The 9639-nt window shown below is 31.9% G+C and carries 16 protein-coding genes and 1 pseudogene; 5 read left to right on the top strand and 12 right to left on the bottom strand.

The genetic code is table 11. From position 1 onward, the window contains the following. Positions 1 to 86: 86 nt before the first annotated feature. A pseudogene (locus tag EG849_RS15110) lies at positions 87 to 326 on the top strand (transposase); the annotation flags it as partial. A gap of 520 nt (positions 327 to 846) precedes the next feature. Here EG849_RS15110 and EG849_RS15105 read toward each other — a convergent pair. From EG849_RS15105 to EG849_RS15660, 4 genes are all read right to left on the bottom strand, one after another. Beyond that, positions 847 to 1200, bottom strand: coding sequence for a hypothetical protein (locus EG849_RS15105; protein ID WP_125014222.1), 354 nt, complete (start codon positions 1198 to 1200; stop codon positions 847 to 849). Positions 1201 to 1433: 233 nt separating this feature from the next. Further along, positions 1434 to 1826: a hypothetical protein gene (locus EG849_RS15100; RefSeq protein ID WP_125014220.1), complete on the bottom strand. Its 393-nt coding sequence runs from the start codon at positions 1824 to 1826 to the stop codon at positions 1434 to 1436. A gap of 12 nt (positions 1827 to 1838) precedes the next feature. After that, positions 1839 to 2237, bottom strand: a complete 399-nt coding sequence (locus tag EG849_RS15665) for a hypothetical protein (RefSeq protein ID WP_158611964.1) — start codon at positions 2235 to 2237, stop codon at positions 1839 to 1841. A 66-nt stretch (positions 2238 to 2303) separates the two neighbouring features. Then, positions 2304 to 2711 carry an RHS repeat-associated core domain-containing protein gene (locus EG849_RS15660; protein WP_262680327.1) on the bottom strand — a complete coding sequence of 136 codons (408 nt, stop codon included), beginning with the start codon at positions 2709 to 2711 and terminating at the stop codon, positions 2304 to 2306. Between the two features lie 604 nt (positions 2712 to 3315). On the opposite strand from EG849_RS15660, the gene EG849_RS15090 reads away from it, so the two are divergent. Continuing rightward, positions 3316 to 3765, top strand: coding sequence for a hypothetical protein (locus tag EG849_RS15090; protein WP_125014218.1), 450 nt, complete (start codon positions 3316 to 3318; stop codon positions 3763 to 3765). Between the two features lie 106 nt (positions 3766 to 3871). Here EG849_RS15090 and EG849_RS15080 read toward each other — a convergent pair whose 3' ends face one another. The 4 genes from EG849_RS15080 to EG849_RS15065 form a co-directional block, all read right to left on the bottom strand. Then, the gene (locus tag EG849_RS15080) at positions 3872 to 4267 is read right to left on the bottom strand and encodes a PDDEXK family nuclease (protein WP_125014216.1); all 396 of its coding nucleotides are present in this window, start codon (positions 4265 to 4267) and stop codon (positions 3872 to 3874) included. Between the two features lie 115 nt (positions 4268 to 4382). After that, positions 4383 to 5567, bottom strand: coding sequence for an AbiH family protein (locus tag EG849_RS15075; RefSeq protein ID WP_125014214.1), 1185 nt, complete (start codon positions 5565 to 5567; stop codon positions 4383 to 4385). A gap of 324 nt (positions 5568 to 5891) precedes the next feature. Beyond that, complete coding sequence (locus EG849_RS15070) at positions 5892 to 6113, bottom strand: hypothetical protein (protein WP_125014212.1); 222 nt, start codon at positions 6111 to 6113, stop codon at positions 5892 to 5894. 1 nt (position 6114) lies between these two features. Beyond that, positions 6115 to 6372, bottom strand: coding sequence for a hypothetical protein (locus tag EG849_RS15065; protein ID WP_125014210.1), 258 nt, complete (start codon positions 6370 to 6372; stop codon positions 6115 to 6117). A gap of 218 nt (positions 6373 to 6590) precedes the next feature. Between EG849_RS15065 and EG849_RS15060 the strand changes: the two genes are divergently transcribed. The 3 genes from EG849_RS15060 (at position 6591) to EG849_RS15050 (ending at position 8361) form a co-directional block, all read left to right on the top strand. Further along, positions 6591 to 6767, top strand: a complete 177-nt coding sequence (locus tag EG849_RS15060; protein WP_125014208.1) for a type II toxin-antitoxin system HicA family toxin — start codon at positions 6591 to 6593, stop codon at positions 6765 to 6767. 60 nt (positions 6768 to 6827) lie between these two features. Next, a complete protein-coding gene (locus tag EG849_RS15055; RefSeq protein ID WP_125014206.1) occupies positions 6828 to 7226 on the top strand; it encodes a type II toxin-antitoxin system HicB family antitoxin in 399 nt (132 codons plus the stop codon). 265 nt (positions 7227 to 7491) lie between these two features. Further along, positions 7492 to 8361: a hypothetical protein gene (locus EG849_RS15050; protein ID WP_125014204.1), complete on the top strand. Its 870-nt coding sequence runs from the start codon at positions 7492 to 7494 to the stop codon at positions 8359 to 8361. 14 nt (positions 8362 to 8375) lie between these two features. On the opposite strand, the gene EG849_RS15045 is transcribed toward EG849_RS15050, so the two are convergent. The 4 genes from EG849_RS15045 to EG849_RS15030 form a co-directional block, all read right to left on the bottom strand. Further along, positions 8376 to 8633, bottom strand: a complete 258-nt coding sequence (locus tag EG849_RS15045; RefSeq protein WP_125014202.1) for a hypothetical protein — start codon at positions 8631 to 8633, stop codon at positions 8376 to 8378. A gap of 61 nt (positions 8634 to 8694) precedes the next feature. Next, positions 8695 to 9054 carry a hypothetical protein gene (locus EG849_RS15040; RefSeq protein ID WP_125014200.1) on the bottom strand — a complete coding sequence of 120 codons (360 nt, stop codon included), beginning with the start codon at positions 9052 to 9054 and terminating at the stop codon, positions 8695 to 8697. After that, a complete protein-coding gene (locus EG849_RS15770; protein WP_125014198.1) occupies positions 9044 to 9274 on the bottom strand; it encodes a hypothetical protein in 231 nt (76 codons plus the stop codon). The genes EG849_RS15040 and EG849_RS15770 overlap by 11 nt, the downstream gene beginning before the upstream one ends. A gap of 96 nt (positions 9275 to 9370) precedes the next feature. Further along, positions 9371 to 9639: hypothetical protein (locus tag EG849_RS15030; RefSeq protein ID WP_233581817.1), on the bottom strand; the 269-nt coding region annotated here is incomplete at its 5' end.

The following is a 9639-nucleotide window of genomic DNA, read 5'->3' as shown; positions in this document are numbered from 1 at the left end:
GAACTGGAATTAGGTGCTCACTTTAAACTGGAATCGGGTGGTCAATATCACTGGAATTTGCAGGTAAATATTAAATTAGAAATTCCAGGGCTAATCAAAAAGATTACAAACCACAACCTTATATCTTTAGAAAATCAAGAAAAAGAATTGAAACATTATTTTCACAACTATGCGATCAGTTCAAAATTAGAAACAATTATGCTAAAACTTTTGAAGGTTTTAAAACAAGAATTTTAGCAAAAATAACAGCATTAACATTGGTTCAATATATAAATAAATTCATCTTTGACAGACCAATAAACAATATTAAAAATCAAACAATTTAATTACACCCAACGGGTTAACAATATGTATTACATAATATAAACAGTTAAAAAGATATTATATTCAACTCGCATAAGATTATCTGTAAAGATTTTAAATAATAGCCAATAAAAGCATCTTTAACAAATTAGTTCATTTTATAATCTGACCTATTATTTATATAATAATCTTATTATAATTTTCGCTTGTATTACTTTATAACTTAACATATAAACACTATGATCTATTTCTACCATGTAAAAGTTATATATTTAGTTTAGATTTCCATAAAAAAATAGTTGAATTATTAGATAAATATTTAGAACACTTAATGCTGCAATAATAACTATGTAAGTTTTTTTTCTAAATATAATAGGCAACATTACCATCAAAAATATAAAAAGCAGTAACTTCAAAAAGATATTTCCATACTTGAAAGAAAAAATATTAACTTCAACTTTAGTTGAAGCCTGAACTTGCTCTGACAAATAAAAATAGAGTACCATCAATACAAATAGCAATAAAATTCTAAGATATTTCATATTAATTATAATTTTTTAAACCTCCAAGATGTTGAAAAGTAGATACATCATAAAAATCTAACATATTTATATAACTGAAAGCACCTGTATGTACATTACTTTGAGCAATATAGGTATGAATCATATAGACTCCATTATTGGCACCTATATCTTGATATCTTGCTTCAATTAAATTTAACTCAGTCTCATTTCCTGCATTCTGATTCCCCTGGAAAAAAAGATAAGCTCCTATTACTGTTTTAACATCAAATTTAATCTTGCCTTTCGCTATGGCAGCTTGTGAAAATCCAAGCATTCCTCCAGAAAACTGAAAAAATTTAGCTAACGCTTTTTGGTCAGTTTGCATTTCTAGCATCAACCCACTATTGTATTTTCTTCTAAATATAAGATAGTATTATTATTCATGAAATTCCTATGTAGTCCAAAGCAAGAATATGCGTATGAGCTTGCTTGCATTATTATTTAAATAATTTACCCCCATTGTGCCAAAATCAGCAATAAATTAAATATTGGCTCCTATTTCTGCTTTTTTTTTAATAAAAGCCAGGTTTACATAAATATTTTACATTAGGTATCGAAAACAAATGGTTAAAGCTTACCGTTGTTTTGCAAGATCTTGAGCGTCATAAAGAATAATAATAAAAAAAATGATAAGACAGTGAACAAAATTGCCATCCTGCTGCTCTTATTTTGCAATTCTTTTTTCTTTAAAATAAATTTATGCTTATTCTTATAAAGAAAAATAAAATACAATGCAATTCCAATACAAAAAAATATTGACATACCTATCTCTGGAAAGAATGACATGTCGTATTTTTTAGGAGGAATAAATAGTATCGCCATAAAAAATATAGCATTGAGATAAATTATTATTACAAATAACATAAATAACATTGCCATCATGGGCGCAATAAATCCATTCCCCACTCTTACCTGAAAATAATGGTATTTTACAAATAAATATTCTAAAAATTTCATCATAAGTTCAATTAATTAATTTGTTGCTCCAAATCCTCCAAATCCATCAGTATAATTATCAAGAATAAAATAGGTTGCACTGATTGCAAAACCTACTGGCCCAAAAAATCCCACGACAGTCATGCCTATATCAAGTGCTGATTTTGCTCCCACTCTCCAATCATCGCCTCCATTTGAATAATATGTTCCTGCCTTAAGCAAACTATATGCTGATGTTCCAATTGCGATACCCGCCCCAGCACCTTTTAATATTTTCAAATATTGTGCGCCGTCTTTTCCTAATGTATTTAGTGTCCTCCAAGATTTCTGTGTTTCTCTCAACTTATTAAATTGATCCCAAGTTCTGGCGGATTTGTAATTTGTTCTAATAGCAAAATCTATAAGCTCTGTATTAATTCCTACAGTCATACCCATACCTCCTGCTACTGTATTTGTCGTTGATAGACCAGCTGAATTTAGGAAAGAGGTAAATCCTCCCCCCTAAGAACCGCCACCACCAGGACCGCCACCGCCTGAACCACCGCCTGAACCACCGCCTGAACCACCACCGATACTCATAAAATTAGCAGTGCCGCCACCGTCAACGAACGCTATTGTTAAACTATTGGATTGCATCCAAAGACTATAACTTCCAGCATCTATTTCCCAAAACCCTCTTGCTTTATCAAAACTTACCGAGCCTGAAATCCCTGATTGATTCATGAATGCGTAAGCACTACCTTGAGTTTCAAACAATCCAGTCGGGTCACTCCAACTGTTAGGATTGTTAAATTCAAATCGATAAGGAGTTATTCCAGGCATGAAATCCGCAAGTCGGTCCATTCCGTTAAACCTACCGATAGCGTTATCATACTGCCTGAAGTCCATAGCAGTAACATTCAGCCCCAGCTCGTTGGTATTCCCTTCCGTTATATTATACTTATAGGCATTTGCAAACCCACCTCACACAGACATGAGTAGCGAATAACTTCCAAATCTAATAATTCAAATGTAGTATTTTCCAATCAAAATATGAGATATTTATTTTGTTTTACTTTTGAAAAATTCAGAGAGAGTTTGGAATAGCTTACTTAATGGTAACGCAAGAAAAACCATTGAAAGAGATTTTGCTGCTTTCTTTCCACGCTTAGGAAATGACATAAATAAGACTATAACTATCAATAAAAAATTTAGTATTTCTGGTATCCAATCCATGTCTCTAATTTTAATGTTTTTAATTTTCGCAAATAAAAAGACGTCTACGGAAATAATCTGTGACACGTAATTCATTCGTTGCCAGCGAAGGTATTTACAAGGTCAATAATAAAATAGGACATAAAAAATTAAAAATTTTACAATTAAAAATCTACAATTCAATAACTTATGATTTGTAGTTTGAGTTTAAAAAATAAAGATTCTAGTAAAGACGGGGTTTCTTTATAGGACAAAATGCCCAAATTTTTTTTTGTCATTTGTTTATCACTATATTGGCTAAGAATATTTAATTTGAGCTATGGATAAATTTGTAGGATTAACTGGGCCAGGTAACGATTTTAATCATCAAGCGATTATTTCTTGTCTCGTGCATGCATTCATGGATAAGATTATAAATAAAAAAACTTATAAGAACTATATTGCTATGCCAGAGTTTTCCTTACAGCCAGACAGTGCGCAAATACCTGATATTGCAATTTGGAAAAAGGTTAAAAAAGAGTATGTTCCAGTAGTATTAATTGAAATATGCTGGACTAATAAAGTTGAAGCAGATATTCAAAAGTTGAAAAAGCATATGGAAGCTATACCGACTATAAGAGAAATATTTGTTATTGACAAGCAAAACTTGGAAGTCAAACGCATCAATAGATTAGCCAATAACAAACCATCTACTGCTAAGAAAATTTCAACGGTGGACACTTTTAGTATGAAATTAGATAAAATTCTGGCTATCGTTCCTATTAGATAGGAAAATACCTGTTGATTAACTCCCGCTGTTTCCCACTATCCTTTTTAAGATACTTTTCCGTCGTTCCTGGCCATCTGTGACCAGCAAATGCCTGTACGTATGATAACTAAAGGCTTGGTAGCTTCAGGTATTCGTCTATGATGGCTTTTGCCATATCGAAGCTCCAAGCGAATTGTGCGCTGTAGCCTTTGGCTGAAAGCGTCACTAGAGTCCGGTTCTGTAATTCGAGGTGGTCTTTCTGGCTTGCCTTGATGGCGCCATTCTTCTTGAAAGGGGTGTCTGTTTTCAATTCGATGAAAAGACCGCAGAATCTGCCTCTCGGTTCAAGAATGATGAGGTCTGGGCACTTGAATCCGTTCTTTTGGATTGACTTGTTTCTGGATGCCTGCATAGGAGTAAGCTTGACAGAAGCAACAGTATCGCTAAGGAACATGACCTCAGGATATTGCATGCTGAGATAAGTACAAATGCCTTTTTGAAGGTGATACTCCTCGTGTTTCAATTATCGTTATGTGTGGAAATACTTGCCTGAAGAAATCAGGGCTTTTGAAGAATTATTGTATTGCAAATATAAGGAAAAGATAAAACAAAAGCCCTAGTTAGGGCTTTTGTTTTATCTAATATGCTCGAATCAAAGGTTCAGTGTAATCTTTATTCACGATTTTTTCACGCATCATAGTTTTTTGATTGAAATGCCTAGATATATTTCTTACGATATCAGAAAAATTATCTTTTGTTTCTCCGTCTTTTTCGCGTTCGTGATAAAATATTTTAATTGATTTACAATTGTGGTTTTCGAAAATAGCGTTTAATAATGTCCTGTCTGATGTTCCGCAGGAATGACCCATAATCTGAACTTGAAAGTCAGCTCCTTCTATAAAGTCAAACAATTTCTTGTAATTATTATTGTCGGAATAAAAGAAAGATTTCATCAATCGCAAATATTCGTTTTCGTTAAAATCTTCAATCTCTCCATATCTTTTGCTCATTTCGTCTCCGAAACCTAGATTAATCGGGTTTCGTTTGTTACCAACCATTCCGTGAATATTTATAATTTCGATATTCTGAATCTTAGACCGATATTTGTATTCAAATGTAGAGGTATAGTTAAAATTCAATACCATTGTTTGATTAAACAGATTCAGGAAAGCTGGGCGTAAATCGTCTTCGACGAAAAATTTGTTTTTATCAGTATATTTTTTAGGAAATTCTCTAGCGAAATACTGTATTCCGTTACCTGTATAATTCACGTAATCATCCAGTAGGTCCTTTACTGGGGCTTCATCATTAGTAATAAATGGCTGAACTTTTGTCTTTAGATATTCCTCAAATTTTAAGGCTATAGCGTCCATTTCTAGATTTAGTTTAGTAATTCCATTTAGTACAGCTGTTTCTATTTCTATTTCCGTGGCTAGATTTTTACTAGCTTGATCTATTATAAATAACAAACTCTTAAAGTATTCATTTTCAATATCAACCCAATTTTGGATTGAATGGGATTTTGAGATTTTATAAAAAAAAGAATTTTTTATTTTAATAGATTTATTTCCGTGTAAGTTTATTTTATGCGCATACTCTTTAACCGAGTAACCTGTTGACTTTCTTAGATAATCTAATATCGAATCTAAATTGGAACAATTTTTAAATAAATAACCTTGTAAGTCGCATTCAAAATAATCATCATTCCATTTACCAGAATCTATGATGCTTAAATAATAATCCTCCATAAAATCAGAGTACTTAGTCTTTAAACCGTGAGCCAAATCAAAGCCATTTCCAATTATAATTAATCTATTTATCATTTTTTTTATTTTGATTTAATATGCGTATTACAGAACTATGCTAAGTAATTAAGATCTAAAATATTTTGGAAATATAAACAAAATTCTTAATTGATTTACAAATCGTATTTTCTTCTATTCTTACCTCCCCATATAACCAAAACCATAAATATATGATTGTCACCGATACTATTGCACTTACTACCCAGAACACTATAAGTTCCATATTTTGTTTCTGCTTTAGCTTCTCCATGTTATTTTCCATAGTTACAAATTTACATTTTGTCAATAGATAGTTTTTACGGTTTTCCGTAATTCCAATGTTTAATATGTTTTACTGTAAATTCAAAATCCATCAAATTCAGACATATTGTCTAATTCTTCTTTTGACATTTCAGAAGTAAAGACCTTGAACTCTGTTTTTTCTTCGTAGTTTTCTTCAAATTCTATTTTAATATATTCGAATAATTCTTCGATTCCTGAAAAGATACATTTTGAACCGTTTGACTCTAAAATAAAAACTTTTTCAAGTTGTATTTTGTCTTTTTCTGTAAAAGTGCTTTCCATCTTATTTACTGTTTAGTGTTGATTTATCTATTGCTAAGCCTTTTTTTATTAAATCTTGATAATCAAAATGATGTTCTTGTAAAAACTCTAAATCAACTTCATGTCTCATATCGTAATTTGATAACATTGATAAAACTGCGCTTTGATAATCTGTTAAATTATCTTCATCAAAATCATCACAAGGCTCTCCAAATGATTCAACGTGCTTAACTAATGGAATTATCTCAACTCCATTATGAACTATTGGCTTGGTTAGCATTTCTAAAGGATAGAGAATTGGCTTAATTGAGTAAGTACCGTTTATGAAATCGTTTATATCACATTTACCATTTAATCCGTTTTTAATGCAACTAAATTGGTTAGTTGCCGTGTGCAGAGAAATTTGTGCACGGTTTTTTTATAAAAAAATTCGAATTTATTTTTTTTATGATAGTATTTTTACTATCTTTGATAAGTCAATTACTAACAAGTAGTTCTATGAAATCATCTGAGTTCCACCGCAAGGTAAAAAGAGGTGGATGGATTCACATCAGAACCGATGGAAGCCATTACATCTATGAGAAAGACGGAAAAACCTATCCAGTTCCGTATCACGGAGCGAAAGAGGTAGGTAAAGGTCTTGAAATTAAAATGACTAAAGAGCTGGGGTTGTAAAACCCCACTCTTTTTTAATATAAAATCGTGAAAAAGTAAAATTGAAAAAATCGTAAAAAAATGAAAACGGTAAAAATTATTATTGAAAAGACAGAAGATATGTTTTCTGCCTTTGCTGAAAATGTTGAAGGCATCTACGCTGGAGGAGATACAGTTGAGGAGGTTAAACAATCAGTATTGGATTCGATACGTTTATTAAAAGAATATAACACTCCAGAAAATATACCTTCGATACTAAAAGGTGTTTACAATATAACCTTCCAATTTGATGCTGTCAGTCTTTTAAGCTACTACAAAGGTGTGTTTACAAATTCAGCATTTGAAAAAATAACTGGTATTAATCAAAAACAAATTCAACACTATGCATCCGGGCATAGAAAACCGAGTGAACAGACTGCACAAAAAATCGAAACTGCTTTGCATAAATTAGGTGAAGAACTTTTAGCTGTTGAACTATAGTTATTAATTGACACTAAGCTTGGTTTTGCAGTTTTTGTATCCCCTCCAAAAGAGGGGATTCTTCATTTTTATTCTTCAAGATTAAGCAACTTTTATTGTTTTCAAAAAATCTCGTTCCCTTTTTTTCTTGTTAACCCAAAACCATACACAGAATCACCCCATTCTATCCGAAAAACTCATAATCTTAAATTTTTTCGAATATATAATTTAAATAGCAAATTTTAAAGAAATATCATATAAGTTTGTTTTAAAACTACATAATTAAATGAGTGAATTTATCGAATTTTTAAAAAGTTTCCATGAGTCTGCCAGAGAGCGCTTCAAAAGTCCCTTGATTGGTACGTTTAGTATAGCATTTTTAATTTATAATTGGAGGCCAATTTACATATTAATGTTTTCAAAAGAAAATGCTGAAACTAGAATAGAGCATGTGGATGTTAATTATTGTTCTTTATGGGCGATTATAATTCCTCTTGGCGTAAGTCTATTCTATGTACTACTTCTTCCTGAATTACATGTTCTAGTAGATAAGAAACTTAAAAATGTTACTAAAGAACGCATAACTGAAAAAATTGATATAAGAGTTCACAGGCTAACCGAAGACCAAAGGATTTTCCAGCTTGAATTTACGAATAATCAAATTAAGTCAGGGAATAAAGATCTAGACGAGTTAAATAATAAGTTGATGAGTCAACAAAAACTCATAGACAATATGAATGAACAGCATAAATCATCGTCTGAGAGTTATGAAAAATTTATCGAAACAGGGAAAATTAATGAAGAAAACTATAAAAAAATGATATCAGATCTGAACAAGCAATTGGAGAGACAAAGATCTCAACTTAAATATGAAGATCTTGTTAATTTAGCAAATAAGAAGGTTCGTCCCTACAGTTTGAGTGATAAAAATCTTTTATTTAATGATTTTAACATACAATATTTAGACGATAAACTTATGAATGCTTTATTTGATGTCTTTAGAGAAACAATTGCAAATGGAAAACAGTTCTTGCAACTCAGTAATTTGGGTAAAGGTTTATTAGAATATTATTATGCTCAGGGCTTGGTAGATTACGAGATGCTGTTAGACGAAACGGACGGAACATCTAAATATAAGGTTAGAACAAAAGTATAAACAAGATATTCCATTTAAATAAGTTTGTGTCTTTTTAAGACATTTTTCGCAAAAACTTGCAATTGCTCAATGGAACTTTCTCTTTTCATGGTGTTAGCTAAATCGGAAATGATCTGAATATTTCCTTTTACGTATCCTTTCGAATTATCAATCCTGTCAATGGAGGGATTTGATATTGTCTTTCCTTTGCTTACATCAGCGCCATAACCAAGATTTGCATTTGAAGAAAAATACCAGCTACTGTCACCGACTGCATCCGAAACTCTTCCCAATGAAAATCCAAATCCACCAAGCTAGTTAATCGGTGTGCGATTCATGAATGGGATGAGCAAATTAAAATTTTGTAAAAGTATATTTTAAAATCGTATTTTTTTTATATAAATAAAGCGTATCGCTATATGAATCTTTAAAAATTCTATCCTCTTTTTTCGCTGCTTGATAAAAAATTTTGTTCTGGTTTAATTTTTTGTTAGTATGTGGATAAAAAACGTATTCTGAACCATCTGTTAATTTTATACCTGAACCTTTATCAAAAATATACGCATCAATCATCAAAACAGCATCTATTTTTGCTTTATCAAATTCTTTAAAATATTTTTTCCCGCGTTCACGCGCAAAATACTGACTCGCAATGAATATTGAAATTATTAAAATTGCGCCGATACCATAAATATATTTTTTATTAATTGCCATAAAAATCGTATAAGATAAATGTATTGCTAGTGCCAGCAGCTATATTCATAGGCACGGGTACTACAGGCAATGCACCGCCAATATTTATCTGGGTGCCAATTAATCCATATCCTTTCGTTGTTGGGGCATAAAACCCTGTAATACCAACCTTACCCCCCAATGCAGGACCAGCTGAGGCCCAGAGTCCGGCACCACCTGATCGATAATCCGTTGTCAACATACTTCTATCTATATCACTAGCACTGCCAATATCTTACGGCACCTATATTTAGCGTCCCATCTAGAGCATACCCAATCCCAATTAATTGTGTAGTAGTTATAGCAGAAAAAAAGACGCATCAGGACCGTGTGTAATCCAATTTAATTCGATACTAGTACCTCCGCCCACACCTGCAATACCGTTAAATCCAACACCAATGTTGATGAAATCCGGGACGATATACCTGTCAAGTGCGCTATTATATAAAGCTGAAACTATGCTACTTAAAGAAGTGACTCCACCTCCTCCAGAAGAACCACCTTCAAAAGTGATAAAATTAGCAGCTCCGCCCCCATCAACGAACGCTAGCATTAAACTATCCGATT

Origin of the sequence: Flavobacterium macacae (genome assembly GCF_003865365.1) — a bacterium.
GTDB lineage: Bacteria > Bacteroidota > Bacteroidia > Flavobacteriales > Flavobacteriaceae > Flavobacterium > Flavobacterium macacae.
The sequence above is the reverse complement of the archived record's forward strand: the minus strand, read 5'-3'. Positions and strand labels throughout refer to the sequence as shown.

Excerpts from the sequence above, each read along its gene's own strand:
- EG849_RS15105 (WP_125014222.1), bottom strand. The coding sequence starts at position 1,200 with ATGCTAGAAATGCAAACTGACCAAAAAGCGTTAGCTAAATTTTTTCAG.
- EG849_RS15100 (WP_125014220.1), bottom strand. The coding sequence starts at position 1,826 with ATGATGAAATTTTTAGAATATTTATTTGTAAAATACCATTATTTTCAG.
- EG849_RS15665 (WP_158611964.1), bottom strand. The coding sequence starts at position 2,237 with ATGGGTATGACTGTAGGAATTAATACAGAGCTTATAGATTTTGCTATT.
- EG849_RS15090 (WP_125014218.1), top strand. The coding sequence starts at position 3,316 with ATGGATAAATTTGTAGGATTAACTGGGCCAGGTAACGATTTTAATCAT.
- EG849_RS15075 (WP_125014214.1), bottom strand. The coding sequence starts at position 5,567 with ATGATAAATAGATTAATTATAATTGGAAATGGCTTTGATTTGGCTCAC.
- EG849_RS15070 (WP_125014212.1), bottom strand. The coding sequence starts at position 6,113 with ATGGAAAGCACTTTTACAGAAAAAGACAAAATACAACTTGAAAAAGTT.
- EG849_RS15065 (WP_125014210.1), bottom strand. The coding sequence starts at position 6,372 with ATGCTAACCAAGCCAATAGTTCATAATGGAGTTGAGATAATTCCATTA.
- EG849_RS15060 (WP_125014208.1), top strand. The coding sequence starts at position 6,591 with ATGAAATCATCTGAGTTCCACCGCAAGGTAAAAAGAGGTGGATGGATT.
- EG849_RS15055 (WP_125014206.1), top strand. The coding sequence starts at position 6,828 with ATGAAAACGGTAAAAATTATTATTGAAAAGACAGAAGATATGTTTTCT.
- EG849_RS15050 (WP_125014204.1), top strand. The coding sequence starts at position 7,492 with ATGAGTGAATTTATCGAATTTTTAAAAAGTTTCCATGAGTCTGCCAGA.
- EG849_RS15040 (WP_125014200.1), bottom strand. The coding sequence starts at position 9,054 with ATGGCAATTAATAAAAAATATATTTATGGTATCGGCGCAATTTTAATA.
- EG849_RS15770 (WP_125014198.1), bottom strand. The coding sequence starts at position 9,274 with ATGTTGACAACGGATTATCGATCAGGTGGTGCCGGACTCTGGGCCTCA.